Genomic DNA, 25,245 nt, shown 5'->3' on the forward strand with positions numbered 1-25,245 from the left:
ATCGCTGGCGTAAGGTTTAGACCCCAATCATGGCGCGATGCAAGAAGCGCCCCGTTTCGCCGGTTAAGCCGGCCTTCGTCTCGGGAAAGCCTGGATGCAGAAATCCCTCCGCCCCGCTCCCGGCGCCAGCCGCCAGACGCTTTTCGTCCACGCCCGCCCCGGCGCGCCGACGAAGGGAATCCTCCGTCTTGGCGACCGCCGCTTCCCCTGCGCGCTTGGCCGCTGCGGCGTCACCCACGCCAAGCGCGAGGGCGACGGCGCCACGCCGGCCGGCCGCTACGCGATCGTCGACATCCGCTACCGAGCTGACCGCATCCGTCGGCCGGCGACCCGCCTGCCGCTGCGCCCGTCGCGGCCGCGCGACGGCTGGTGCGACGCCGTCGGCGACCGCAACTACAACCGGCCGGTCCGCATGCCCTATCCGAAGAGCGCCGAGACGATGTGGCGGGCGGACCCTCTCTACGACGTCGTCGTCATCCTCGACTGGAACCTGAGCCGCCGCAGCCAGGGCCGCGGCAGCGCCATCTTCTTCCATCTCGCCCGCCCCGGCTTCCTGCCGACGGAGGGCTGCGTCGCGGTCCGCCTCGCCGACATGCGCCACATCCTGCGCCGCCTGAAGCCCGGCGCGGCGATCGAGGTGCGGTAGGGCCTCGTCGAAGGCCCTCATCCCAACCCTCTCCCGCAAGCGGTAGAGGGGGCTCGCTCGCGCCGGTTGCGACAGAGGCGCCATGAAAAGCGCGAAGGACGAAGGCAAACCCTCGCCGTCATCCTTGCGAAAGCAAGGATCCATGCTTCGTCGGCGATCGAGGTAAGATAGCGGCCGTGGTCACGGGCTGAGGCGCCCGCCCTCACCTCTCCCGTGGGGAGAGGTCGGAGCGAAGCTCCGGGTGAGGGGTTGCGGACTCTCCGGGGAGGACTGAACCCCTCACCCGCCGGCCTGCGGCCGTCGACCTCTCCCCATGGGAGAGGTGCAAGACCCGGCTCAGGTGCAGCGGAAAGCTCAGCCCGCCGCGGGTTCGTCAGGCGCCACCGCCGGCGCGATCGGCGGGCGCGAGCCGAAGATGGCGCCGCCAACGCGCACATAGGTCGCGCCGAAGGCGATCGCGGTCTCGAAATCGCCGCTCATGCCCATGGAAAGTTCGGAAACGCCGATCTCGGCCGCCATCTTGGCGAGCAGGGCGAAGTGCGGGCCGGCCGCCTCGCCGGCCGGCGGGATGCACATCAATCCGCCGATGGCCAGCCCGTGCACGGTGCGGCAGCGCTCGACGAATTCGGCCGCCTCGCGCGGCGCGATGCCGGCCTTCTGCGGTTCCAGCCCGGTATTCACCTGCACGAAGAGCTGCGGCTTGCGGCCCTGCTTCGCGATCTCGTCCGCCAGCGCGCCGGCGATCTTGTCGCGATCGATCGTATGAATGGCGTCGAACAGCGCCACCGCTTCCTTCGCCTTGTTGGATTGCAACGGCCCGATCAGGTGCAGCTCTATGTCATCGGCCATCTCGCGCAGCAGCGGCCACTTCGCCTGCGCCTCCTGCACGCGGTTCTCGCCGAAGCGGCGCTGGCCGGCGGCGATGACGGGACGGATCTCGTCGACGCCGAACGTCTTCGACACGGCAATCAGCCGGGCCGATCCTGGAGCGCGACCGGACTGCGCTTCCCTCGCCTCGACGCGGGCGAGGACGGAGGCAAGACGGGACTGGACGGTATCGGGCGCTGGATCGGGCATGTCGCCTCCGGACTGGAGCGTTTCGAGCAAGATAGGGTTCGCGCGCAAGGGCGAAACGGATGCTGGGTCGGGCCTCGCTTCAGGGAAACGACGTTCAGACCGGAGCTGATGCTGCGCCTAGCATGCTGGACCGCCGCGCTCAACCGAACGGCGGCGCGCAGAGACCCGCCGACCGCCCCGGATCGGCCTGCGGCAGCGATAGCGGTTGACCGGGCGGTGTGTTTCTGGTGAAGGTCGCACCCTGCTCCGGCGGCGTGAAGCCGCCCTTTTCCCACTCCTTTCGACGACGGACCATGGCCACAGAACGCTACAACCCTCGTGACGCCGAACCGCGCTGGCAGCGTGCCTGGGCCGAGCAGGGCATTTTCGAGACGAAGAACGACGACCCGCGTCCGAAATACTATGTGCTGGAAATGTTCCCCTATCCGTCGGGACGCATCCATATCGGCCATGGCCGCAACTATGTGATGGGCGACGTGGTGGCCCGCTTCAAGCGGAAGAAGGGCTTCAACGTCCTGCATCCGATGGGCTGGGACGCCTTCGGCCTGCCGGCCGAGAACGCCGCCATCGAGCGCAACAGCCATCCGAAGATCTGGACTTACGAGAACATCGAGACGATGAAGGGCCAGCTGAAGCTGCTCGGCCTCTCGCTCGACTGGAGCCGCGAGATCGCCACCTGCGATCCCTCCTATTATGCCGAGCAGCAGCGCATCTTCACCGACCTGCATGCCGCCGGCCTCGTCTATCGCAAGGAGAGCGAGGTCAACTGGGACCCGATCGACAACACCGTGCTCGCCAACGAGCAGGTGATCGACGGTCGCGGCTGGCGCTCCGGCGCGCTGGTCGAGCGGCGCAAGCTGTCGCAGTGGTTCTTCAAGATCACCGATTTCGCCGAGGAGCTGCTCGGCGCGCTGGATGGTCTCGACCGCTGGCCGGACAAGGTCCGGCTGATGCAGAAGAACTGGATCGGCCGCTCCGAGGGCCTGATGGTCCGCTTCGGCCTCGACGCCATTTCCGCCCCGCAGGGCGAGACCGAGATCGAGGTCTACACGACCCGTCCGGACACGCTCTATGGCGCCTCCTTCGTCGCCATCGCCGCCAACCATCCGCTCGCCGCCAAGCTCGCCGAGAGCAATCCGGCGCTCGCCGACTTCATCGTCGAATGCGGCCGCACCGGCACCTCGGCCGAAGCGATCGAGACGCAGGAGAAGAAGGGCTTCGATACCGGAATCCGCGCCAAGCACCCGCTGGTGCCGGGCTGGTACCTGCCCGTCTACGTCGCCAACTTCATCCTGATGGATTATGGCACCGGCGCCGTCTTCGGCTGCCCGGCGCATGATCAGCGCGACCTCGACTTCGCCCGCAAATACGATCTCCCGGTCAAGGCCGTGGTGCTGCCGGAAGGCGCCGACGCGCTCTCCTTCGAGGTCGGCGACGTCGCCTATACCGATGACGGAACGCTGTTCCGTTCCGATTTCATGAACGGCATGACCATCCCCGAGGCGAAGGAAGCGGTGGCGCTGCGCCTGGAAGGCCAGGTTCTGGGCAACGCGCCGCAGGCCAAGCGCCAGGTGAACTTCCGCCTGCGCGACTGGGGCATCTCGCGCCAGCGCTACTGGGGCTGCCCGATCCCGATCATCCATTGCCCGAGCTGCGGCCCGGTCGCGGTGCCGAAGCAGGACCTGCCGGTCAGGCTGCCGGAAGACGTCACCTTCGACCAGCCCGGCAACCCGCTGGACCGTCACCCGACCTGGAAGCACGTCAAGTGCCCGCACTGTGGCGAGCCGGCGGTCCGCGAGACGGACACGATGGACACCTTCGTCGACTCGTCCTGGTATTTCGCCCGCTTCGCCAGCGCGCCCGGCGAGGCGCCGCTCTCGAAGGACGCGGTCGATCACTGGCTGCCGGTCGACCAGTATATCGGCGGCATCGAGCACGCGATCCTGCACCTGCTCTATTCGCGCTTCTTCACCCGCGCGCTCGAGCGCACCGGCCGTGTCTCGGTGACGGAGCCCTTCGCGGGCCTGTTCACCCAGGGCATGATCGTGCACGAGACCTACAAGGACCAGAACGGCAAGTGGCTGTTCCCCGAAGAGGTCGAGAAGCGCGCCGACGGCACGGCGGTCAAGGTCGGCACCGATGAGCCGGTGACGGTCGGCCCGCCGGAGAAGATGTCGAAGTCGAAGAAGAACGTCGTGCCGCCGGAAGTGGTGGCCGAGACCTACGGCGTCGACTGCGCCCGCTGGTTCATGCTCTCCGACACGCCGCCCGAGCGCGACAGCGAATGGACGGAAGCCGGCATCGAGGGCGCCTGGCGCTTCACCCAGCGCATCTGGCGTCTGGTCGGCGACGCGGTCGAGCTTTCCGGGGCGGGCCAGGCCCGGCCGGAGACCTTCGGCGCCGAGGCCAATGCGCTGCGGCGCGCGAGCCACAAGCTGGCCGCGAATGTCGAGGACGACATCGACCGGCTGCGCTTCAACGTCGCCGTCGCCCGCATCCACGGCTTCGCCAACGTCTTCGGCGATGCGATCGGCGCCGCCCGCAAGGCCGGCGACCAACTGCCGGCGGACCTTGCCTACGCGCTCCGCGAAGCGGCGGAGTTCCTCGTCGCCGCCATCGGCCCGATGATCCCGCACCTCGCCGAAGAGCTCTGGGTCGCGCTCGGTCGCGATGGTCTGGCCGCGCAGTCGCCCTGGCCGACCGTCGACGCGGCGCTGCTGGTCGAGGACGAGATCGTCCTGCCGATCCAGATCAACGGCAAGAAACGCGCCGAATTGACAATCTCGGCGACGGCGTCGGAAACTGACATCGAAGCGGCCGCGCTGGCGCTCGACGGCGTCGTCAAGGCGCTGGAGGGCCGTACGCCCCGCAAGATCGTCATCGTGCCGAAGAGGATCGTCAATGTCGTCGTCTGATCGCGGACTGGATTTGGCGCGCCCCTCGGGCAGCGGCCTGACGCGGCTGGTGCGGGGCGGCCTTGCCGCCCTCGCGCTCGGCGTGCTGGCGGCCGGCTGCACGGTCCAGCCAATCTACATGCCTATCGCAAGCGGCCCCAACGTCGCCGCTGACCTCTCCGCCATCCAGGTCGAGGATGTCAGCGACCGCGTCGGCCAGGAAGTCCGCAACAACCTGATCTTCGGCTTCACGGGTGGCGGCAACCCCGCCCCGCCGCGCTACGAACTGACCATGCGGGTCACCTCGGCCGACGCGCGCCTCGGCTTCGAACGCGACGAGACGGCGCCGGCCTATTCGGTGACGGTCACCGTCGCCTACCAGCTGAAGGAAATTGCCACCGGCAAGGTCATTCTCCGCTCGATCAATCGCGGCGTCGCCTCCTATGACCGCTCGAACCAGGCCTTCGCCAACCAGCGGGCCCAGATCGACGCGCAGAACCGCGCCGCCCAGTCCGTCGCCGACGATATCCAGCTGCGCCTGGCAGCGGCGCTGGCGACCGGCAAGTCGAGCTAGGCCCGGCGCCGGCCAGACGAATGGTCCAGATCAAGCCCCAGGATGCCGACCGGTTCCTAAGCCGGCCGGATCCCGGCATCCGCGTGGTGCTGCTGCATGGCAGCGACACCGGCCTCATCTCCGAGCGCGCCGCCGCCTTCGCGAAGACCGTGCTCGGCCAGAGCGACGATCCCTTCGCGCTGGTGAAGCTCGATTCGGCAGAGATCGCCTCCGACACCGGCCGCCTCGCCGACGAGGCCAACACGATCGCGCTCTTCGGCGGCACCCGCGCCATCTGGGTCAAGGTGGCCGGCAACCGGCCGATCCAGGCCGCGGTCGAGGCCGTGCTCGCCAACCCGCCGCAGGACGCCTGGGTCATCCTCGAGGCCGGCGACATCAAGAAGGGCGTCGGCCTGCGCAAGGTCTGCGAGAACGCCCGCGGCGCCGCGGCGATCGCCTGCTATGCCGACAATGACGCCGCGCTCGACCGGCTGATCGATTCCGAGCTGCAGCTTGCCGGGCTCAGGATGGAGCCGGATGCGCGGCAGATGCTGCGCGGCCTGCTCGGCGCCGACCGGCTCGCCAGCCGCTCCGAAGTCGCCAAGCTCTGCCTCTATGCCCTCGGCCAGGGCTCGATCGACGCCGACGCCGTGCGCGCCGTCGTCGGCGATGCCGGCGCCTCGGCAACCGACGAGGCGGTCGACGCCGCGGCGCTCGGCGACGCTACCGGCCTCGACAAGGCCTTCCGCCGCATCCTCGGCTCCGGCACCGCCGCCTTCGTCGTCGCCAATGCGGCGCTGCGCCATTTCCAGCTGCTGCACCGGATCCGCGCCGCCGCCGACGAGGGCATGCCGCAATCGACCGCGATCGAGCGTTACGCCGGCGGCATCTTCTTCCAGCGCAAGGGCAAGCTCGAACAGCAATTGCGCAGCTGGTCGACCGAGCGGCTGCAGCAGGCGCTCGAACGGCTCGACCGCGCCATCCTCGACAGCCGCCTGAAGGCAAGCATAGCCGACGAAGTAATCGGCCAGGCACTGCTCGCCATCGCCATGATGGCCCGCGCCCGCCGCTAGGTTTTTTGTCACTTTTTGGTTTTGTTAGCCGACCAACTATTTTGTTTGGCCGATCCTGTCCGATCCGGGGATCTGCATCCACCATTCGGCGCGCCGGCGTCGCCCCAAACAAAAACGCCGACCGCAGGCCCCTGGGGGAACGGTCGGCGTCGGCGTCTGTTTTCGATCCTGCCCGGGCCGCAGACAGCGCCCAGGCGGGAAAGATCTAGTCGCGCTTCAGCAGGCGGCAGACCTCGTCGAGCTGTTCGAGCGACTTGTAGCGCACCTTGAGCTCGCCGCTGCCGTTCGACTTGTGGTCGATCGTCACCATCAGGCCGAGCACGTCGCCGAGCAGCTTCTCGAGCGCCCGCGTATCCGCGTCCTTCTCGGCCTTGCTGGCGGCGCGCTGGCCCTTCTTCGGCTCGTTCTGGGTCAGCGCCTCGGCGTCGCGCACGGTCAGCCCCATGTCGACGATGCGCTGCGCCACCGCTTCCGGATTGTCGACGGTGACGAGCGCGCGGGCGTGGCCGGCGGTCAGCTTGCCGTCGCGCAGATAGGTCTGCACCGCCGGCGGCAGCTTCAGCAGGCGCAGCGTGTTGGCGACATGCGGCCGGCTCTTGCCGATGACGTCGGCGAGCGCCGTCTGGCTATAGTCGAACTCGTCGATCAGCTGCTGGTAGCCGAGCGCTTCTTCCAGCGCGTTCAGATCGGCGCGCTGGACGTTCTCGATGATGGCGAGCTCGAGCGCTTCCTTGTCGTTGACGTCGTGGATGATGATCGGGACGTCGTGCAGGGCGGCGCGCTGCGCCGCGCGCCAGCGCCGCTCGCCGGCGATGATCTCATAGGCGTCGGCCGGCCCGCCCGGCACCGGGCGGACGAGGATCGGCTGCATGATCCCCTTCTCGCGCACCGAGGCGGTGAGATCGGCGAGGTCTTCTTCCTCGAATGCCTTGCGCGGGTTGCGCGGATTGGGACGCAGGAACTCGACCGGCACGCGGCGCGAATTGCGGCTGCGCGGGTCGCTCGCAACCTGATCGGCGCTGCCGACATCGCCGATCAGGGCGGCAAGCCCGCGGCCCAGACGCCGGCGCGATCCGTCTTCCATGCTCATAGCGTCAACTCCCACAAATCCCAGAGCCCGCGGCGCCTCAGGCGGCACGCAGGCGCTTCTCGCGTTGAATGATCTCCGAGGCCAGGCGGAGATAGGCCTGGCTGCCCGTGCTCTTGAAATCGTAGAGCAGCACCGGCTTGCCATGCGACGGCGCTTCCGAAATGCGGACATTGCGCGGGATCACCGTGTCATAGACGGCGTCGCCCATGTGCGCGCGGACGTCGGCCACCACCTGGCTGGCCAGGTTGTTGCGGCTGTCGAACATGGTCAGCACGATGCCGTGGATCGACAGTTCCGGGTTCAGCGCATGCTTGACCTGGTCGACCGTCTGCAGCAGCTGGCTCAGGCCTTCGAGCGCGAAGAACTCGCACTGCAACGGCACCAGGATCGAATGCGCCGCCGACAGCGCGTTGATCGTCAGCAGGTTGAGCGAGGGCGGGCAGTCGACCAGCACATAGCTGTAGTTTCGGGACCGAATCGACTCCGGCCGCTGCATGTGGCTGGCGATCGCCCGGCGTAGCTTGAAGGCGCGGTCGGAACGGCTGGCGATTTCCAGCTCGACGCCGAGCAGGTCCATCGTCGAGGGCGCCACCGACAGCCGCGGCACCGCCGTCTCCATGACGATCTCGGCCAGAGTGGATTCGCCGACCAGCACGTCATAGGTCGAGCGCAACCGGCTCTTGCGGTCGATGCCGAGGCCGGTCGAGGCGTTGCCCTGCGGATCGAGATCGACGATCAGCACTTCCTCGCCGATCGCCGCCAGCGCGGTCCCCAGGTTGATCGCCGTCGTCGTCTTGCCGACGCCGCCCTTCTGGTTGGCCAGCGCGATCACACGGGGCTGCGGCGGCAGCAGGGACGGCGGCGAAAACGTATCGGCATAGGACATGGCGGCCTCATCGATGGCGCGCGGGATCAGACGATCCGGCGCTCTGCCCGGCAAATCTCGACGATCGAACTGCGTTCATCGATCATGCTCTTGTGTCTTATCAGATCGAGGGACCAAGATTTAGAGGCTTCCGCCAATTCCCCCTCGAAATCTTCACCTTTATGAAAGGTTCCTGTGGCACCGGCGGCCAGAACCGGCGCCGAGAGATCGAGCAGGTCCGCCAGCGAAGCGAGCGCGCGGGCGCTGATCCGCTCGACCGGCTCGCTCCAACGTTTCAGAACCGATTCGATCCGCCCCTCATGCACGATCGCCTTGGCGCCGGTCTCGCGGATCACCGTGCGCAGGAAGGCGCATTTGCGCTGGTTAGCCTCGACGCAATGGACGACGGCGCCGTCGGTGTCGGCGAGCAGGATCGCCGTGATCAGGCCCGGCAGGCCGGCGCCGCTGCCGAGGTCGAGCCAGCGGCGCGTGTCCGGGAACATCGCCACCAGCTGGGCGCAGTCGGCGACATGCCGGGTCCAGATCTGGCCGAGCGTGTTCGGCGAGACGAGGTTCTGCGCCGGCTGCCACTTGCGCAGCAGCGCCACATAGCGCTCCAGCCGCTCGCCTGTTTCACGTGAAACGGGGAGAATGGCCTCGACGGCCGCGATCGTATCGGTCATGCAACGGTCCGGATGGCTTGCGGGCGACGACGCGCCGTGGTCAGGAGAAGGGCCAGCGCCGCCGGCGTCATGCCCTCGATGCGGCCAGCCTGGCCGAGCGTCGCAGGACGCACCAGCATCAGCCGTTGGCGCAGCTCGTTCGACAGGCCCTCGATGGCGCGATAGTCGATGTCGTCGCCGAGCGGCACGGCCTCGTCGCGCTTCACCGATTCGATATCGTTTTGCTGCCGATTCAAATAAACGGCATATTTCGCATCGGCCTCGATCTGGTCGAGGATCGCCGGCGCGAAGCGGCCGAGCTCCGGCCAGACCTGCACCAGCCGCGCCGCGTCGATATCCGGGTAGGCCAGCAGGTCAAAGGCGGAACGGCGCACGCCGTCCTGGTTGACGCCGAGCCCGACCTTGACCGCCTCGTTCGGCGTCAGCCTGCGTTCGGCAAAGGCCTGCCGCGCTTCCGAGAGCTGCGCCAGCTTGGCGGCGAATGCCTGCTCGCGCCGGGCGCCGACGGCGCCGATCGACAGGCCAAACGGCGTCAGGCGCTGATCGGCATTGTCGGCCCGGAGCGACAGCCGGTATTCGGCCCGCGAGGTAAACATGCGATAGGGCTCGGTGACGCCACGGGTGATCAGGTCGTCGATCATCACGCCGATATAGCTGTCGGAACGGCTGAAGCCGACGCCGTCCTGACCGCCGGCGCGGCGGGCCGCGTTGAGGCCGGCCACGACGCCCTGCGCCGCCGCCTCCTCATAGCCGGTGGTGCCGTTGATCTGGCCGGCGAGGAACAGGCCCTGCACCTTCTTGGTCTCCAGCGACGCGGTCAGCTCGCGCGGATCGACATGGTCATATTCGATGGCATAGCCCGGCCGCAGGATGACGGCATTCTCCAGGCCCGGGATGGTGGCGATCAGCGCCTTCTGCACATCCTCCGGCAGCGAGGTCGAGATGCCGTTCGGATAGATGGTCGGGTCGTCAATCCCTTCCGGCTCCAGGAAGATCTGGTGCGATTCGCGCTCGGCGAAGCGGACGATCTTGTCCTCGATGCTGGGACAATAGCGCGGGCCCCGGCTTTCGATCTGGCCAGAATACATCGGCGAGCGATGCAAATTGGCCCGGATGACGTCGTGCGTCGCTTCGGTGGTGCGGGTGATGAAGCAGTCGACCTGCGGCCGCTCGATCCGCGCCGTCAGGGTCGAGAACGGCTCCGGCTCGTCGTCGCCCGGCTGGCGCTCCAGAATGTCGAAGTTGATGGTGCGGCCATCGAGCCGCGCCGGCGTGCCGGTCTTCAGCCGCGCCAGGTTGAAGGCGTGGCGCTCCAGCGCGCCGGAGAGGCCCATCGCCGGCTTCTCGCCGACCCGGCCGGCCGGGATCTTGGTCTCGCCGATATGGATGAGCCCGCGCAGGAAGGTGCCGGTGGTGATCACCACGGCGCCGCAGGCGATGCGGCGGCCATCGGCGAGCACGACGCCGGCAATGCGGCCATCGACCACCGTCAGGTCGTCCGCCTCGCCTTCGACGACGGTCAGATTGGCGGTGGCGGCGATCTCCGCCTGCATAGCCTCGCGATAGAGCTTGCGGTCGGCCTGGGCGCGCGGGCCGCGCACCGCCGGGCCCTTGCGCCGGTTCAACATGCGGAACTGGATGCCGCCGGCATCGGCGACGCGGCCCATCAGGCCGTCCAGCGCATCGACCTCGCGCACGAGATGACCCTTGCCGAGACCGCCGATCGCGGGGTTGCACGACATCACGCCGATGGTATCGCGCGAATGGGTGACCAGGGCGGTGCGGGCGCCCATCCGCGCCGAGGCGGCGGCCGCCTCGGTTCCGGCATGGCCACCGCCGATGACGACGACGTCGAAGGTCGCCTCTGCTGCGCTTGTCATGGTTCCGATCCCTCTGATGCGGCCTTCCTAATCGCTCGCCGGAACGACGTCAAAGCCGAAAACTGTTTCACGTGGAACAGGGGCCGAGACGATCCTATTTGCCGATGCAGAACTCGGCGAAGATGACGTCGAGCAGATCCTCGACATCGACCTTGCCGGTGACCCGACCGAGCGCATCGGCGGCGCTGCGCAAAAGTTCCGCCTTGACCTCGATGGCGCGGCCGGCCTCGCGCTCCAGCTCGCGCAGATGCTCCAGCGACCGGCTGATGCCGTCGCGCTGGCGAGCGCGGGTAATCAGCGCCGCCGGCATCGGCCGGGCCAGATCCAGCGCCGTGCCGATCGCCCGGACCAGATGATCCAGCCCCTCGCCGGTCCGCGCCGACAGGGCGATGTCCGCCGTCCCGGCGGATAGTTTCGAGTCCGAATCGACAAGATCGAGCTTGGTGCGCACGCGCAGCATAGCCGCGCCTTCGGGAATCGTTTCGGACCAGGAGTCGTTGTCGGACAGCGCCAACACGAGATCGGCGGCGCCGGCCCGGCGGCGGGCGCGGGCGATCCCCTCGCGCTCGACCAGGCTTTCCGTCTCGCGCAGGCCGGCGGTGTCGACCAGGGTAACGGCGTGGCCGCCAAGGTCGAGCGATACCTCGATCAGGTCGCGCGTCGTTCCGGGCTCGGCCGTGACGATCGCCGCCTCGCGCCGCACCAGCGCATTCAGGAGGCTGGACTTGCCGGCATTGGGCGGCCCGAGCAGAACGACTTCGAAACCATCGCGGACGCGCTCGCCGAAATGCTGGTCGTCGAGATGCGCCGCCATCTCGATCGCCACCTCCGCCGCCTCGTGCCAGGCCGGCGCCATCACGTCGTCCGGCACGTCTTCCTCGTCGACGAAGTCGAGCCCGGCCTCGATCAGGGCGCGGGCGCGGATCAGCCGCCGCCGCCAGTCCTCATAGAGCTTGCGCAGGCCGCCCTCGGCCTGGCGCACGGCGAGGCGCCGCTGCATCTCCGTCTCGGCGGCGACCAGATCGGCCAGACCCTCGATCTCGGTCAGGTCGGCGCGGCCGTTCTCGAAGGCGCGGCGGGTGAACTCGCCCGCCTCGGCCTGGCGGTAGCTGGGCAAGCCGGCCAGCGTCTTGAGCAGGCTGGCGATCACCGCCCGACCGCCATGCACCTGCAACTCGGCGACATCCTCGCCGGTGAAGCTGGCCGGACCGGGAAAGAACAGAACCAATCCGCGATCGAGGATATCCCCCGTTTCCGGCGCGCGCAGCGTCCGCAGCGCCGCCATCCGCGCTTTCGGCACCTCGCCGATCAATGTTTCGAGTCCGAATCGAACACCCGGACCGGACAGCCGGATCACCGCCACGCCGGAAGGTGCGGCGCCGCTCGAAAGGGCGAAGATCGTATCGTCGCGTCGTTGTGTCATGCCGTCCTGCTCGTCGTCCTGCCCGCCCGGCCGATGCCTTCGCGCTTGCGTGTCCGCCGCAGCGGTCTACCTTCAGCGGCTGATTGTTGAAAGCCTTCCAGCCAGCGAAAGCCGCGATGTCCGAAAACCTGCTGCGCCTCGAGACCAGCCCCTATCTGCTGCAGCACCGGGACAATCCCGTCCACTGGCGCGGCTGGAACGCCGCCGCGCTGGAGGAGGCGCGGCAACTCGACCGGCCCATCCTGCTCTCGATCGGCTATGCCGCCTGCCACTGGTGCCATGTCATGGCGCATGAATCCTTCGAGGATCCGGCGACCGCAGCGGTGATGAACCGTCTCTTCGTCAACATCAAGGTCGATCGCGAGGAGCGGCCGGACATCGACCAGATCTACATGGCGGCGCTGCATGCGATCGGCGACCAGGGCGGCTGGCCGCTCACCATGTTCCTGACGCCGGACGGCAAGCCGATCTGGGGCGGCACCTATTTCCCCAGGACGTCGCGGTATGGCCGGCCCGGCTTCGTCGACGTGCTGGAGCAAATCGCCCGCTTCTATGCCGAGGACCGCGACGAGATCGTCGCCCAGGCCGACCGCATCGCGGCGCATCTGCAGCCGCGCCCGGAGGGCGACGGGCCGCCGCTCGGCCGGCCGCTGCTCGACGAGGCGGCGCGCGCCATCCTCGGCATCATGGATCTCGACAAGGGCGGCACGCGCGGCGCGCCGAAATTCCCGAACACAGCGGTGATCGATTTCCTCGCCCGCAGCGCCCACCGCACCGGCGACAGCGACATGGCGCGCGCCGTCGACGCAGCGCTGATCGGCATGAGCAACGGCGGCATCTTCGATCATGTCGGCGGCGGCTTCGCCCGCTACTCGACCGATGCCGACTGGCTGGTGCCGCATTTCGAGAAGATGCTTTCCGACAACGGCCTGCTCCTCGAGCAGCTCGCCCTGCTCGCCGGCATCAGCGGCGCCGGCGCCCTCTATCGCGCCCGGATCGAGACCACGATCGGCTGGCTCGTCCGCGAGATGCGGCTGCCGGGCGGCGCCTTCGCCGCCAGCCTCGACGCCGACAGCGAGGGCCATGAGGGCCGCTTCTATGTCTGGACCCGCGCCGAGCTGGAGAAGCTGCTCGGAGCCGAGGACGCCGCCTTTCTCGGCGATCTCCACGACATCCGCGACGGCGGCAACTGGGAGGGCGTTTCGATCCCGAATCGATTGCAGCACCCTGCCCCGCTCGCTGCCGACGCGGCGGGACGGGCCGAAACGCTGCTCGCGAAGCTGCTTTCAGCGCGCGAAACGCGCGTCCGCCCCGGCCTCGATGACAAGATCCTGGTCGACTGGAACGGCTATGCGATCACCGGGCTCGCCACCGCCGGCTGGCTGCTCGACCGGCCGGACTGGACCGAACTCGCCGCGACGGCATTTCGTTTCCTGGCCGAATCGATTTCCCGCAACGGCCGGCCCGGCCATGCGACGCGGGACGGCAAATCCGTTCATCCCGGCTTCTCGTCCGATCTCGCCTCGCTCGCCCGCGCCGCCATCGCCCTGCACCAGGCGACGCAGGAGGGCGCCTATCTCGACCGCGCCATCGGCTATCTCGACCAGCTCAAAGCGCATCACGGCGACGGCCAGGGCGGCTATTTCTTCACCGCCGACGACGCCGAGGCGCTGATCCTGCGCAAGGCGGAGCGGATCGACGACGCCTCGCCCAATCCGCATGGCCTGGCCGTCGACAGCCTCGTCCGGCTCTGGGCGCTGACCGGCGAGGACCGCTTCCGCGACCGAGCCGACCGCGCGCTCGCCGCCGCGGCACCGATCATCAACCGCAACGTCTTCGGCACGGCGAGCTTGCTCTCCGGCCTCGACCTCCGCCTCGCCGTGCGCACGGTAGTCATCCTGACCTCGGCGACGGATGACGGCGCAAAGCTCCGGAGCGCGCTGCGCGAGGACTGGCGGCCAACCTTCGTGCTCGACGTCCGGCCCGAGGACCACGCCCTGCCGGCGAGCCATCCGGCGCATGGCAAGCGGGCGATCGACGGTCGGGCGACCGCCTATGTCTGCCGGGAAGGCAACTGCTCGCTGCCGATCACCGACGCGGAAGCGCTCGTCGCCGTATTGCACGGCGCCTGGTTACCGCATGGCTAACGAAAGGCTAACGCGTTAACCCCGTCCCGAAACGAAAATGGCCGGGACAAGCCCGGCCATTTCGCATTCTGGCGATCGCCGATCAGGTGTTCATCTGGTCGAAGAAATCGGAGTTGTGTTTGGTCTGGCGCAGCTTGTCGAGCAGGAACTCGATCGCGTCGACCGTGCCCATCGGCATGAGGATGCGGCGCAGCACGTACATCTTCTTGAGCACGTCCGGCGGCACCAGCAGCTCTTCCTTGCGGGTGCCGGAACGGGTGATGTCGATCGCCGGGAAGGTGCGCTTGTCCGCGACCTTGCGGTCCAGGATGATTTCCGAGTTACCGGTGCCCTTGAATTCTTCGAAGATGACTTCGTCCATGCGGCTGCCGGTATCGATCAGCGCCGTCGCGATGATCGTCAGCGAGCCGCCTTCCTCGATGTTGCGCGCGGCGCCGAAGAAGCGCTTCGGGCGCTGCAGGGCGTTGGCGTCGACACCGCCGGTCAGCACCTTGCCGGAAGACGGCACCACCGTGTTGTAGGCGCGGCCGAGGCGGGTGATCGAATCGAGCAGGATGACGACGTCGCGGCCATGCTCGACCAGGCGCTTGGCCTTCTCGATCACCATTTCGGCGACGGCGACGTGGCGCGTGGCCGGTTCGTCGAAGGTCGAGGAGATGACCTCGCCCTTCACCGAGCGCTGCATGTCGGTGACTTCTTCCGGGCGCTCATCGATCAGCAGGACGATCAGGTAGCACTCGGGATGGTTCTGGGCGATCGAGTGGGCGATGTTCTGCAGGAACACCGTCTTACCAGTGCGCGGCGGCGCGGTGACGAGGGCGCGCTGGCCTTTGCCGAGCGGCGCAACCAGGTCGATGATGCGCGGCGTCATGTCCTTGCCGGCCGGAACCTCGAGCTCCATCTTGAAGCGCTCGTTCGGGTAGAGCGGCGTCAGATTGTCGAAGTGAACCTTGTGCCGGGCCTTGTCCGGGTCCTCGAAATTGATCGTCGAGACCTTCAGCAGGGCGAAATAGCGCTCGCCGTCCTTCGGACTACGGATATAGCCCTCGACCGTGTCGCCGGTCCGCAGCGAAAAGCGACGGATCTGCGAGGGAGAGACATAGATATCGTCCGGTCCGGCGAGATAGTTGGCGTCGGGGGAGCGCAGGAAACCGAAACCGTCCTGCAAGACCTCGACGACGCCCTGTCCGACGATCTCGACGTCGTTGTCCGCCAGCTGCTTCAGGATGGCGAACATCAGCTCCTGCTTGCGCAGCGTGCTCGCATTCTCGACCTCAAGTTCCTCGGCGAAGGCCAGCAGCTCCGTCGGGGACTTGGACTTGAGGTCCTGTAGTTTCATTTCACGCATGGGTTTTGTGAATCTCGTTGGGATTCAAGAAAGGAAGGGTCGAATGGTATCGAAAATGGGGATTGGCAGAACTTCAGCCTGGCGGGGACAAGGCCCGCCGGCGCGACGCTTCGGTCGACCCTGGCAGGTCAACCGGCATCCGTCTGCTTCGACAAGATGGCGCACCATAATCGCTCGCCGGTTCCACGGCAAGCGTCAGAAACGTCGCAATTTCGCAGAAATCTAGAACGGCTTGACCACGACCAGGATGACGATCAGCACCATCAGGACGGTCGGAATCTCGTTCGCCAGACGGTAGGCCCGCTCCGAACGGGTGTTTCGGTCCGCCGCGAACGCCTTGCGGCACGACGCGAGCCACATATGGAAAGCCGACATGGCGATGACAAGCACGAACTTTGCCATGAACCAGGGCTGCTGCTCCCAGCCGCCGAGGCGAACGATCGTCAGTCCCGTGATCCAGGTCAGGATCATCGCCGGATTCATGATCATCCTGAGCAGCTTGGCTTCCATCACCTTGAACGTCTCGGACTTGTCGGATCCGATCGCGGCGCCGGTGTGATAGACGAACAGGCGCGGCAGATAGAAGATGCCCGCCATCCAGGCGATCACCGAGATCACGTGCAGCGCCTTGATCCAGTCGTAATAGGCCATCTGTTTCCCCTGCCCTAAGCGCGTTCTCGAACGAAATGGATACCGGCCGGCGCGCGGAAAACGCGCCCACGGCAATATCGGAGCCCGCCGCCGCGCCTAGCGGCGGACGCGCTCGACCAGCCGCTCGACATGCTCGATCGGCGTCTGCGGCACGATTCCGTGACCAAGATTGAAGATCAGCCTGGCCCCGCGCATCGCCTCGAGAATTTCGTCGACCGCTTCGTCCAGCTGCGCGCCGCCGGCCACCAGCACCATCGGGTCGAGATTGCCCTGGATGGCGGCGCGTCCGTCGATCTCCCGCCGAACGGTGGCAAGCGGCACGGTCCAGTCGACGCCGACGGCATTGACCTTCGTCGTCTCGACGAAATCGGCCAGGCCGCGGTCGGCGCCCTTCGGAAAGCCGATGAAGCGGGCGTCGGGAACCTCGGCGCGAACGCCGGCGACGATCCGGGCGATCGGTCCGGCCGACCAGCGCTCGAAGGCGGCCGGCGACAGCACGCGCGACCAGCTGTCGAAAACCTGCACGGCATCGGCGCCGGCGCGCAATTGCGCCACCAGATAGACGATCGAGGCCTGCACGAGCTTGTCGATCAGCCGGTCCAGCGCCTCGGGGTCGCGTGCGGCGAGCAGGCGCGATGGTGCCTGGTCCGGCGTCCCCTTGCCGGCAATCATGTAGGTGGCAACCGTCCAGGGCGCGCCGCAGAAGCCGATCAGCGCCTTGTCCGGAGCCAATTCCCGGCGAACCGCGCCGACGGTCTCCAGTACGGGCGCCAGCCGCTCGAGGACGGCACCGATAGTGAGCTGGTCGATATCCGCGCGCTCGATCGGATCGAGCCGCGGCCCCTCGCCTTCGACGAAACGGACGTCGCGGCCGAGCGCATGCGGGATGACGAGGATATCGGAAAACAGGATCGCCGCATCGAAGCCGAAGCGGCGGATTGGCTGCAGCGTCACCTCGGTCGCCAGTTCCGGCGTGTAGCAGAGATCGAGGAACGATCCGGCCTGCGCGCGCAGCGCCCGGTATTCCGGCAGATAGCGGCCGGCCTGTCGCATCAGCCACATCGGCGGCTGGGCGATCGCTTCGCCATCGAGCACGCGCAAAAGGCGCGCCTTCGTCATCAAAGCCGTCGGGTCGTTCTGCACCACCATCACCAAAGAAAGAGATCTATCTGTAGTTTCTTCTTTTCTTTGACGGTGGATTACCGGCATTCACGGCTGTCCACAATGCGACCGAGACGACCGCGCAACCCGCACGTGTTTTCCACGGCCTGTGAATCCAATCCGGGAACCGCTCGGGTCGTTTCGGATCATCTCCTTGAGTCAGCACCGGATTATCCGATCGCGACCGCAAATCCGGGTGCCTGAATCGGACTGTTAATATCCACGCAAGGAATTGGTTAACAAATCCCTAATCCCCATTTGCCTCGACAGCTGTGAATCTCTTTCCCCAGCCTCAGCGGCTGTTGATCATTTTCCGGCCATCGGGGACAAGTCGGGCTCTGACCGTCCGGCCGCCGAGTTCTCCCGTTCCTGTCCACAGCCCTGGGGATGACAGTGTGAAAAACGAGCTTCGCCACCTGCACCTCCACCTGATTTCCGACGCCACGGGCGAGACCCTGCTGACGGTCGGCCGCGCCGCCTCGGCGCAATATCCCGGTGTCGAGGTGATCGAGCACATGCATTCCATGGTGCGCGCGCCGAAGCAGATCGAGCGCCTCGTCTCTGAAATCGGTCAGGAGCCGGGCATCGTCCTGTTCACCCTGGTGGATCGGTCTATGGCGTCGATGCTAGAGCAGGGCTGCCGGGACATCGGCGTTCCCTGCTTCTCCGTCCTCGATCCGGTTCTGCAGGTGTTCCAGTCCTATCTCGGCGCCTCGATCCAGGGGCGGGTCGGCGCGCAGCATTCTCTCGATGGCGACTATTTCCGCCGGATCGAGGCGCTGACCTTCACGATGATGCATGACGACGGTCAACTGCCGGAGGATCTCGACCTTGCCGAGATCGTCATCATCGGCGTCAGCCGGACATCGAAGACGCCGACCAGCATTTATCTCGCCAATCGCGGCGTGCGCACCGCCAATATCCCGATCGTGCCGGGGATCGGCCTGCCGGCGGAACTGGAGGCGGCGACCCGGCCGCTGATCGTCGGCCTGGTGGCGACGCCGGACCGCATCGTGCAGATGCGCGAGAATCGCCTGCTCACCAATTCGGGCTTCGGCGACGACGATCCCTATGTCGATCGCGCCGCGGTCGCCAACGAGATCGCCTCGACGCGCAAGATCTGCGCCCGCAAGGGCTGGCCGGTGATCGACGTGACGCGCCGCTCGATCGAGGAAACCGCCGCCGCCATCCTGGCGCTGCGCAACAAGGGCGCTGCGAAGGATGGCCTCGGCCCGGTGGGAGGCTGACGATGACGCTTGTCCTCGCATCGACCAGTTCGACTCGCATCGCCCTCCTCCGCAATGCCGGCATCGCTTTCGAGGCGCGGTCGCCCGGCGTCGACGAGCGCGCGCTGGAAATGCCGCTGCTGGCGGCCGGCGCCAGCCCGACCGAGATCGCGCAGGCGCTTGCCCGGGCCAAATCGCTGGCGCTCGCCGCGTCGCCCGGTGCGGTCGTGCTCGGCGCCGACCAGGTGCTCGATCTCGAGGGCGAACGTTTCGTGAAGCCGACGGACCGCGCCGATGCGTTCCGGCAGATCGCGCGGCTCGCCGGCCGGACCCACCGGTTGCGCACGGCGGTCGCGCTGGCGAGCGAAGGCGCCATCGTCTGGGAGCATGTCAGCACGGCGAGCCTCACCATGCGCCCGCTTACCGACGCCGCGATTGATCGCTATCTGGATGAAGCCGGCGAGACGGCGCTATGGTCGGTCGGCGCCTATCTGCTCGAAGGCGTCGGAATCCAGTTGTTCTCCGCCATCGATGGCGACTATTTCAGCATTCTCGGTCTGCCGCTGCTGCCGCTGCTCGACATTTTGCGCCAGCGTGGCGTGCTTCCTTCCTGACGAGGCGACATGACGACTTCCGCTTCTCCGACCGCCGCCGTTCCAACCGCCTGCGTGATTGGCTGGCCGGTCAAGCATTCGCGTTCGCCGATCATCCATCGCCATTGGCTGTCCGAACTGGGACTAGCCGGCGATTATGTGCGCCATCCGGTCGAGCCGGAGCAGGCGGCTGCCTTCTTCGCCGGGTTCGCCACGGGCCCGTTTGTCGGCTGCAACGTCACGGTCCCGCACAAGGAGGTGGCCTTCGCCGCCGTCGATCACGCCGATGCGGTGGCGACCGCGCTCGGCGCCGTCAACACGGTCTGGCTGGAAGACGGGCGCCTGATGGGCTCCAACACCGATGCGGAAGGCTTCATCGCCAATCTCGATCATGGGGCGCCGGGCTTCGACGCTAATCCGGGCGCGGCGATCGTGCTCGGCGCCGGCGGCGCCGCCCGGGCGGTGATCTGGGCCCTGCAGGCGCGCGGCTTCGCGCCGATCCATGTCATCAACCGCACGCGCGACCGCGCCGAGGCGATGGCCGAGCGTTTCGGCAGTGATATCCACCCGGCCGGTTGGGAGGATCTCCCTGCCCTGCTGCCGCAGGCCTCGCTTCTGGTCAACACCACTTCGCTCGGCATGGAAGGCCAGCCGCCGCTGGTGATCGATCTCGCCGCGGCGCGCGACGATCTTCTCGTCACCGATATCGTCTATATCCCGCTCGAGACGCCGCTCCTGAAGGTGGCGCGATCGCGCAGCCTGAAGACGGTCGACGGCCTCGGCATGTTGCTGCACCAGGCGGTGCCGGGCTTCGAGCGCTGGTTCGGCCGCCGCCCGGTGGTGACGCCGGAACTCCGGCGCCTGATCCTCGCCGACATGGGCGTGACGGAAACGGGTGTGGCGGCGTGATCGTCATCGGCGTCACAGGCTCGATCGGCATGGGCAAGTCGACGACGGCCCGCCTGTTCGCCGCCCATGGCGCCGTGCTGCATGACGCCGATGCCGTCGTGCACGCGCTCTATCGCGGCGCTGCCGTGCCGCGCGTTGCGGAGCGGTTCCCCGATGCGATTACCGACGGCGTGGTCGATCGCGGCAAGCTGTCGGCCATCCTGGCCGCCGATCCCGCCGCCCTGCCCGATCTCGAGGCGATCGTTCATCCGATGGTACAGGCGGTCGAACAGGAGCGGATGGCGGCGGCCCGCGCCGAGGGGCGGTCCCTGTTCGTCGTCGACGTGCCGCTGCTGCTGGAGACCGGCGCCGAGGGCCGGGTCGACGTCGTGGTGGTCGCGAGCGCGCCGGCCGATATCCAGGCCGAGCGGGTGCTGCAGCGGCCGGGCATGACGGCCGAGCGGCTGGCCGCCATTCTCGCGCGCCAGATGCCGGACGCCGAGAAGCGGCGGCGGGCGCATTTCATTGTCGATACCGGCGGCAGCAAGGCGGCTTCGGCCCGTTGCGTGGCCGATATCGTTCGCGCGCTGGCGGCGCGGGCGGCAAGCGGATCCAATCCGCCCGCCGACATGCCATGATGACTGGAACGAACCGGAGCTGAGCCTTGCGCGAAATCGTCTTCGATACCGAAACGACGGGCCTGGAGCCGCTGAAGGGCGACCGGCTCGTCGAAATCGGCGCCGTCGAACTGTTCAACCACCTGCCGACCGGTCGTGACTATCACGTCTACATCAATCCGGAACGCTCGATGCCGGAAGAGGCGTTCCGCGTGCACGGCCTGTCGGACGAGTTCCTCGCCGACAAGCCGCTGTTCGGCGCCGTCGTCGACGAATTCCTCGCCTTTATCGACGGCGCGACGCTGATCGCCCACAACGCCAATTTCGATATCAGCTTCCTGAACGCCGAATTCGCCCGGCTCGGCAAGCCGCCGATTCCGCCCGAGCGCGTCATCGACACGCTGGCGCTGGCGCGGCGCAAGCATCCGAAGGCGGCGAACACGCTGGACGCGCTCTGCTCGCGCTATGGCATCGATACCAGCTCGCGCACCGTCCACGGCGGCCTGATCGACTCCGTGCTTCTGGCCGACGTCTATCTGGAGCTGATCGGCGGCCGCCAGCCGGACCTGGTCCTGGTGCCGGAAGCCGTCGCCGAGGTGACCGTCGATGGCGGCCTGGCGGTTGTGGCCGCGCCGCAGCAGCGGGCCGTGCCGCGCGCTTTTCGAGTCACGGCGGAAGAGCAGGCGGCGCACCGCGCCTTCATCGCCAAAATGGGCGACAGCGCCTTGTGGAAGACCTATATGCCCGAGGAAGTCGAGCCGGGCTGACCCGGGCTTTCCGGGCAGGCAACAAAAAAGCTCCCGAACCGCCGGCTCGGGAGCTTTTTCATCTCGGGTGATCGAAGTTCGATCAGCTCGGACGCGAACCCTGCTGGGCGGCGGCCATTTCCATCAGGCGCTGACGGTAGAGCTGGGTGAAGTCGACCGGGTCGACCAGCAGCGGCGGGAAGCCGCCATTGCGGGTCATGTCGGCCAGAATCTGGCGCGCGAACGGGAACAGCAGGCGCGGGCACTCGATCATCAGGATCGGGGCCAGGTTTTCCTGCGGCACGTTCGAGACGCGGAACACGCCGGCATAGACCAGCTCGGCGACGAACAGCGCCTGGTCACCATCGGTGGCGCGGCCTTCGAGGCGCAGCTCGATCTCGTAGTCGTCGCCGTCCAGCGGCGTGGCGCCGACATTGATGCCGATGTTGATCTGCGGCGCCGTGCGGCGCGGGCCGAGCGAGCGCGGCGCGGCCGGGTTCTCGAAGGACTGATCCTTCACATATTGCAGCAGGATCGAAAGGTTGGGCTGGGCGAGCTGGCCCGCGCCATTTTCGTTATCATCGGCCATAAAGGCGGCTCCCCTGGAACAATCCGGCCGAATGGCCTGATCTCAACAAGTGGGCTCGCTAACACTTCCGTCTCGGTGATACAAGCGGCTGTACCGAGCTCGTCGATGGCGCGCGCAGGGCCTGGCCTCGGCATTCCAGCCCGGGCGGCCTTTGTGGTCTTGACGGACTTGGATCGACGCCCAACGATTACCACATTGGGTCCGTGCCGGCCGATCGCGCAATCGGCTTCATGGACGCCCCCGGAATAGGACAGGATGCCTTCGGCATGAACGGCTTCGTCGATATCTACACGCTGATCTTCCTCGTCCTCGCGGTGGTGATCTTCTTCAAGCTGCGTGGCGTGCTCGGCCAGCGGACCGGCAATGAGCGCCCGCCCTTCGATCCGTTCACCCGCCGCAAGGCGAGCGAGCCGGACGCCAGCGCCGACGACAAGGTCATCCCCCTGCCCCGCCGCGCCAATGACGACGTCGCCCCCGCGCCCGCCGGCGCGCCGGCCGACGACCAGCGGATCGCCGCCGTCGCGCCCGCCGGCACCCCGCTTGCGACCGCGCTCGGCCAGATCATGGCCGCCGACCGCAATTTCGATCCGCAGCAGTTCATCGACGGCGCCCGCACCGCCTATGAGATGATCGTCACTTCCTTTGCCCGCGGCGACCAGAAGACGCTGAAGCCGCTGCTCGGCCGCGAGGTCTATGACGGCTTCGTCAGCGCGATCGGGGATCGCGAGTCGCGCGGCGAGACGGTCGAGTTCAATTTCGTCGGCTTCGAGAAGGTCGAGATGGTCGATGCGGCGCTGAAGGGCGGCACGGCGCAGGTTTCGGTCAAGTTCGTGTCGAAGCTGATTTCGGCGACCCGCGACAAGGCCGGCGAGGTCGTCGATGGCGATCCGGTGCACATTGCCGATGTCACCGACATCTGGACCTTCGCGCGCGACGTCTCGTCCCGCGACCCCAACTGGCTGCTCGTCGCCACCGAAACCGTTGAATGACCGGGAAACTCGCTCGTGTCCACGGAAGGAAACGCCCGGCTTGTGTCCCTGCCGTTCGGCGCGATCGAGGGCTGGCAGGACGATGACCATGCCGCTGCGTGGCGCGCCTATCGTCTGAGCGCGACTTACGCCGCCGCCAGCGAGCCGAAGACCCGCAGCCTCGGCATCGACGGAACCGCCCTCGCCCGCGTCGCCCGGATCGCCGCCGTCATGCCGGCGGAGATTTCTTCCGCCGAGGCCCGCGCGTTCTTCGAGACCCACTTCCAGCCAATGCGGGTGACGCCGGCCGCCGGCAATGGCTTCTTCACCGGCTTCTACGAGCCGGAAGTCGCCGCCTCGCGCCAGCCCGACGAGACGTTCCGCGTGCCCTTGCTGGCGCCGCCGCCGGAACTGGTCGAGGTCGACGAGCATGCGCCGCCGCCGGGCATCGAGCCCGGCATGCGCTTTGCGCGCCAGACCGCGGCCGGGTTCGAGCCCTTCTTCGACCGCGGCGAGATCGAGCGCGGCGCGCTCGACGGTCGCGGACTGGAACTCGCCTATGTCGCTGACCGGGTCGATGCGCTCTTCATCCATATCCAGGGCGCAGCCCGCCTGCGCATGGCTGACGGCACGCTGCTGCGCGTGACCTATGCGGCGAAGTCGGGCCACGCTTATACCTCGGTCGGCAAGGTCCTGCTCGACCGGCAGGCGCTGCCGAAGGGCGGCGTCAGCATGCAGTCGATCCGCGCCTGGCTCGCCGAGCATCCGGACCAGGCGTCCGAGGTGATCTGGCAGAACCGGTCCTATATCTTCTTCCGCGAGGCGCCGGTGATCGATCCCGAGCTCGGCCCGATCGCCGCCGCCAAGGTGCCGCTGACGGCGGGCCGCAGCCTCGCCGTCGATCGCACGCTTCATACCTTCCATGCCCCGATCTGGATCGACACGCGCCTGCCGGCCGCCGAGGGCGGTGGTGCGTATCGGCGGCTGATGATGGCGCAGGACACCGGATCGGCCATTCTCGGCCCGGCGCGGGGCGATATCTTCTTCGGCTCGGGCGACGAGGCCGGCCGCATCGCGGGACGCATGCAGGCCGCCGGCGATTTCGTCGTGCTGGCGCCGCGGAGCGTTCCATGACGCGCCGCAAGCGCAATCTGTCCGGCGAGGAACGCACGCTCTGGGCGACCGTCGCCCGCACGGTGGCGCCGCTTCGGCCGGAGGATGCGGTCGTCGAGCCTCAGGAGCCACCGGTCGCCGAAGTGCCGGCAATCGCCACGGCGCCTGCCAGGGGAACTGCGACGCCGGCGAAGGCCGGCAAGATCGGCAAGGCCGTGCCGCCGCCTCCGCCGCCCCTGCATCCGATCGAGCGCCGGACGCTGACGCGCGTCGCGCGCGGCACCATCGAGATCGATGGCCGCATCGACCTGCACGGCCTGACCCAGCTCGACGCGCATGACCGCCTGCGGGGTTTCCTGATCGACGCCCAGTCACGTGGCTCCAAGCTGGTGATCGTCATCACCGGCAAGGGCAAGGTCGGCGGCGAGGATCCGTTCGGCATGAACGAGCGCGGCGTGCTGCGGCGGCGCGTGCCGCAATGGCTGGCGGAGCCGGGCCTGCGCAATATCGTCATCGGTTTCGAGGAAGCGCATCGCAGCCATGGCGGCGGCGGCGCCCTCTATGTCCGCATCCGCAAGAAGCGGACCCTGCACAAGGTAGGCGAGGTGTGACGCCGTTCGGACGAAAGCTGCGGGCCATGCGCGACGAGCGCGGGCTGTCGCTGAAGACGATGGCCGAGGGGCTGCAGGTGTCGAGCTCCTACCTGTCGGCGCTCGAGCATGGCCGGCGCGGCAGCCCGAGCTGGTTCATGGTCCAGCGCATCATCGCCTATTTCAACGTGATCTGGGACGAGGCGGAGGAACTGCAGCGGCTGGCCGAGACGTCGCATCCTCGCGTCGTCGTCGATACGGCGGGGCTCGATCCCGCGGCGACGGAACTGGCGCATCTGCTGGCGGCGAAAATCGCCGGCCTCAGCGCCAAGTCCTTGCGGGATCTGAAGAAAGCGGTTCGCGACGCGGCGGCGCGCGATCATGTCGACGGCGCCTGAACCGAAGCTCTTTCCGCAAGAGCCCG

General features: G+C 67.6%; 24 protein-coding genes. 14 read left to right on the plus strand and 10 right to left on the minus strand.

Annotation, left to right across the window (positions count from 1 at the left end; translation table 11 throughout):
• Positions 1-94 precede the first annotated feature (94 nt).
• The gene (locus tag OSH07_RS00220; RefSeq protein WP_266336597.1) at positions 95-646 is read left to right on the plus strand and encodes a L,D-transpeptidase family protein; all 552 of its coding nucleotides are present in this window, start codon (positions 95-97) and stop codon (positions 644-646) included.
• 354 nt (positions 647-1,000) lie between these two features.
• Here OSH07_RS00220 and OSH07_RS00225 read toward each other — a convergent pair whose 3' ends face one another.
• Positions 1,001-1,723, minus strand: a complete 723-nt coding sequence (locus OSH07_RS00225; RefSeq protein WP_266336598.1) for a YggS family pyridoxal phosphate-dependent enzyme — start codon at positions 1,721-1,723, stop codon at positions 1,001-1,003.
• Positions 1,724-2,016: 293 nt separating this feature from the next.
• Here OSH07_RS00225 and leuS point away from each other — a divergent pair, with 293 nt between their 5' ends.
• From leuS to holA, 3 genes are read left to right on the plus strand one after another with little or no spacing between them, the layout of a single operon-like run.
• Positions 2,017-4,638, plus strand: a complete 2,622-nt coding sequence (gene leuS / locus OSH07_RS00230) for a leucine--tRNA ligase (protein WP_266336599.1) — start codon at positions 2,017-2,019, stop codon at positions 4,636-4,638.
• Positions 4,625-5,191, plus strand: a complete 567-nt coding sequence (lptE, locus tag OSH07_RS00235) for an LPS assembly lipoprotein LptE (RefSeq protein WP_266336600.1) — start codon at positions 4,625-4,627, stop codon at positions 5,189-5,191. The genes leuS and lptE overlap by 14 nt, the downstream gene beginning before the upstream one ends.
• A 20-nt stretch (positions 5,192-5,211) precedes the next feature.
• Complete coding sequence (gene holA, locus OSH07_RS00240; protein ID WP_266336601.1) at positions 5,212-6,243, plus strand: DNA polymerase III subunit delta; 1,032 nt, start codon at positions 5,212-5,214, stop codon at positions 6,241-6,243.
• Between the two features lie 205 nt (positions 6,244-6,448).
• Here the strand turns inward: holA and OSH07_RS00245 are convergent, their stop codons facing one another.
• The 5 genes from OSH07_RS00245 to mnmE form a co-directional block, all read right to left on the minus strand.
• A complete protein-coding gene (locus OSH07_RS00245) occupies positions 6,449-7,333 on the minus strand; it encodes a ParB/RepB/Spo0J family partition protein (RefSeq protein WP_266336602.1) in 885 nt (294 codons plus the stop codon).
• A 37-nt stretch (positions 7,334-7,370) separates the two neighbouring features.
• Positions 7,371-8,219: a ParA family protein gene (locus OSH07_RS00250; RefSeq protein ID WP_266336603.1), complete on the minus strand. Its 849-nt coding sequence runs from the start codon at positions 8,217-8,219 to the stop codon at positions 7,371-7,373.
• Between the two features lie 26 nt (positions 8,220-8,245).
• Positions 8,246-8,881, minus strand: a complete 636-nt coding sequence (gene rsmG / locus OSH07_RS00255) for a 16S rRNA (guanine(527)-N(7))-methyltransferase RsmG (RefSeq protein ID WP_266336604.1) — start codon at positions 8,879-8,881, stop codon at positions 8,246-8,248.
• Entirely contained in the window at positions 8,878-10,761 is a 1,884-nt protein-coding gene (mnmG, locus tag OSH07_RS00260) for a tRNA uridine-5-carboxymethylaminomethyl(34) synthesis enzyme MnmG (RefSeq protein WP_266336605.1), read from the minus strand. The genes rsmG and mnmG overlap by 4 nt, the downstream gene beginning before the upstream one ends.
• A gap of 94 nt (positions 10,762-10,855) precedes the next feature.
• Positions 10,856-12,184: a tRNA uridine-5-carboxymethylaminomethyl(34) synthesis GTPase MnmE gene (gene mnmE, locus OSH07_RS00265; RefSeq protein WP_266336606.1), complete on the minus strand. Its 1,329-nt coding sequence runs from the start codon at positions 12,182-12,184 to the stop codon at positions 10,856-10,858.
• A 116-nt stretch (positions 12,185-12,300) separates the two neighbouring features.
• Between mnmE and OSH07_RS00270 the strand changes: the two genes are divergently transcribed.
• Positions 12,301-14,331: a thioredoxin domain-containing protein gene (locus OSH07_RS00270; protein WP_266336607.1), complete on the plus strand. Its 2,031-nt coding sequence runs from the start codon at positions 12,301-12,303 to the stop codon at positions 14,329-14,331.
• Positions 14,332-14,413: 82 nt separating this feature from the next.
• Here OSH07_RS00270 and rho read toward each other — a convergent pair whose 3' ends face one another.
• The 3 genes from rho to hemE all read right to left on the minus strand — a co-directional run bounded on the left by rho (position 14,414) and on the right by hemE (position 17,449).
• Positions 14,414-15,679: a transcription termination factor Rho gene (gene rho, locus OSH07_RS00275; RefSeq protein WP_201401535.1), complete on the minus strand. Its 1,266-nt coding sequence runs from the start codon at positions 15,677-15,679 to the stop codon at positions 14,414-14,416.
• A gap of 222 nt (positions 15,680-15,901) precedes the next feature.
• On the minus strand, positions 15,902-16,330 hold the full coding sequence (hemJ, locus tag OSH07_RS00280; protein ID WP_266336608.1) for a protoporphyrinogen oxidase HemJ: 429 nt from the start codon (positions 16,328-16,330) through the stop codon (positions 15,902-15,904).
• Positions 16,331-16,426: 96 nt separating this feature from the next.
• Positions 16,427-17,449, minus strand: a complete 1,023-nt coding sequence (gene hemE / locus OSH07_RS00285) for a uroporphyrinogen decarboxylase (RefSeq protein ID WP_266336609.1) — start codon at positions 17,447-17,449, stop codon at positions 16,427-16,429.
• A gap of 437 nt (positions 17,450-17,886) precedes the next feature.
• Between hemE and OSH07_RS00290 the strand changes: the two genes are divergently transcribed.
• From OSH07_RS00290 to dnaQ, 5 genes are read left to right on the plus strand one after another with little or no spacing between them, the layout of a single operon-like run.
• Positions 17,887-18,738, plus strand: a complete 852-nt coding sequence (locus OSH07_RS00290) for a pyruvate, water dikinase regulatory protein (protein ID WP_266336610.1) — start codon at positions 17,887-17,889, stop codon at positions 18,736-18,738.
• On the plus strand, positions 18,735-19,331 hold the full coding sequence (locus OSH07_RS00295; RefSeq protein ID WP_266337344.1) for a Maf family protein: 597 nt from the start codon (positions 18,735-18,737) through the stop codon (positions 19,329-19,331). The genes OSH07_RS00290 and OSH07_RS00295 overlap by 4 nt, the downstream gene beginning before the upstream one ends.
• A 9-nt stretch (positions 19,332-19,340) precedes the next feature.
• Positions 19,341-20,219: a shikimate dehydrogenase gene (locus OSH07_RS00300; protein WP_266336611.1), complete on the plus strand. Its 879-nt coding sequence runs from the start codon at positions 19,341-19,343 to the stop codon at positions 20,217-20,219.
• Entirely contained in the window at positions 20,216-20,836 is a 621-nt protein-coding gene (coaE, locus tag OSH07_RS00305) for a dephospho-CoA kinase (RefSeq protein ID WP_266336612.1), read from the plus strand. Before OSH07_RS00300 ends, coaE begins: the two co-directional genes overlap by 4 nt.
• A gap of 26 nt (positions 20,837-20,862) precedes the next feature.
• Positions 20,863-21,582: a DNA polymerase III subunit epsilon gene (dnaQ, locus tag OSH07_RS00310; RefSeq protein ID WP_266336613.1), complete on the plus strand. Its 720-nt coding sequence runs from the start codon at positions 20,863-20,865 to the stop codon at positions 21,580-21,582.
• A gap of 82 nt (positions 21,583-21,664) precedes the next feature.
• Here the strand turns inward: dnaQ and secB are convergent, their stop codons facing one another.
• On the minus strand, positions 21,665-22,150 hold the full coding sequence (gene secB, locus OSH07_RS00315) for a protein-export chaperone SecB (protein ID WP_266336614.1): 486 nt from the start codon (positions 22,148-22,150) through the stop codon (positions 21,665-21,667).
• A 266-nt stretch (positions 22,151-22,416) separates the two neighbouring features.
• Here secB and OSH07_RS00320 point away from each other — a divergent pair, with 266 nt between their 5' ends.
• Genes OSH07_RS00320 through OSH07_RS00335 form a run of 4 tightly spaced genes read left to right on the plus strand, consistent with a single transcriptional unit; the run spans position 22,417 to position 25,219 of the window.
• A complete protein-coding gene (locus tag OSH07_RS00320; protein ID WP_266336615.1) occupies positions 22,417-23,139 on the plus strand; it encodes a Tim44/TimA family putative adaptor protein in 723 nt (240 codons plus the stop codon).
• Positions 23,140-23,154: 15 nt separating this feature from the next.
• Entirely contained in the window at positions 23,155-24,252 is a 1,098-nt protein-coding gene (mltA, locus tag OSH07_RS00325) for a murein transglycosylase A (protein ID WP_266336616.1), read from the plus strand.
• Positions 24,249-24,842 carry a Smr/MutS family protein gene (locus OSH07_RS00330; RefSeq protein WP_266336617.1) on the plus strand — a complete coding sequence of 198 codons (594 nt, stop codon included), beginning with the start codon at positions 24,249-24,251 and terminating at the stop codon, positions 24,840-24,842. The genes mltA and OSH07_RS00330 overlap by 4 nt, the downstream gene beginning before the upstream one ends.
• On the plus strand, positions 24,839-25,219 hold the full coding sequence (locus OSH07_RS00335) for a helix-turn-helix domain-containing protein (RefSeq protein ID WP_266336618.1): 381 nt from the start codon (positions 24,839-24,841) through the stop codon (positions 25,217-25,219). Before OSH07_RS00330 ends, OSH07_RS00335 begins: the two co-directional genes overlap by 4 nt.
• Positions 25,220-25,245: the final 26 nt, after the last annotated feature.

The organism is Kaistia nematophila, assembly GCF_026343855.1.
Lineage (GTDB): Bacteria > Pseudomonadota > Alphaproteobacteria > Rhizobiales > Kaistiaceae > Kaistia > Kaistia nematophila.

Coding starts and splice junctions, on each gene's coding strand:
- OSH07_RS00330 (WP_266336617.1), top strand. CDS start 24,249: ATGACGCGCCGCAAGCGCAATCTGTCCGGCGAGGAACGCACGCTCTGG.
- rho (WP_201401535.1), bottom strand. CDS start 15,679: ATGCGTGAAATGAAACTACAGGACCTCAAGTCCAAGTCCCCGACGGAG.
- holA (WP_266336601.1), top strand. CDS start 5,212: ATGGTCCAGATCAAGCCCCAGGATGCCGACCGGTTCCTAAGCCGGCCG.
- lptE (WP_266336600.1), top strand. CDS start 4,625: ATGTCGTCGTCTGATCGCGGACTGGATTTGGCGCGCCCCTCGGGCAGC.
- secB (WP_266336614.1), bottom strand. CDS start 22,150: ATGGCCGATGATAACGAAAATGGCGCGGGCCAGCTCGCCCAGCCCAAC.
- mnmE (WP_266336606.1), bottom strand. CDS start 12,184: ATGACACAACGACGCGACGATACGATCTTCGCCCTTTCGAGCGGCGCC.
- OSH07_RS00220 (WP_266336597.1), top strand. CDS start 95: ATGCAGAAATCCCTCCGCCCCGCTCCCGGCGCCAGCCGCCAGACGCTT.
- rsmG (WP_266336604.1), bottom strand. CDS start 8,881: ATGACCGATACGATCGCGGCCGTCGAGGCCATTCTCCCCGTTTCACGT.
- OSH07_RS00225 (WP_266336598.1), bottom strand. CDS start 1,723: ATGCCCGATCCAGCGCCCGATACCGTCCAGTCCCGTCTTGCCTCCGTC.
- OSH07_RS00320 (WP_266336615.1), top strand. CDS start 22,417: ATGAACGGCTTCGTCGATATCTACACGCTGATCTTCCTCGTCCTCGCG.
- hemE (WP_266336609.1), bottom strand. CDS start 17,449: ATGACGAAGGCGCGCCTTTTGCGCGTGCTCGATGGCGAAGCGATCGCC.
- OSH07_RS00245 (WP_266336602.1), bottom strand. CDS start 7,333: ATGAGCATGGAAGACGGATCGCGCCGGCGTCTGGGCCGCGGGCTTGCC.
- hemJ (WP_266336608.1), bottom strand. CDS start 16,330: ATGGCCTATTACGACTGGATCAAGGCGCTGCACGTGATCTCGGTGATC.
- OSH07_RS00270 (WP_266336607.1), top strand. CDS start 12,301: ATGTCCGAAAACCTGCTGCGCCTCGAGACCAGCCCCTATCTGCTGCAG.
- OSH07_RS00250 (WP_266336603.1), bottom strand. CDS start 8,219: ATGTCCTATGCCGATACGTTTTCGCCGCCGTCCCTGCTGCCGCCGCAG.
- OSH07_RS00300 (WP_266336611.1), top strand. CDS start 19,341: ATGACGACTTCCGCTTCTCCGACCGCCGCCGTTCCAACCGCCTGCGTG.
- leuS (WP_266336599.1), top strand. CDS start 2,017: ATGGCCACAGAACGCTACAACCCTCGTGACGCCGAACCGCGCTGGCAG.
- mnmG (WP_266336605.1), bottom strand. CDS start 10,761: ATGACAAGCGCAGCAGAGGCGACCTTCGACGTCGTCGTCATCGGCGGT.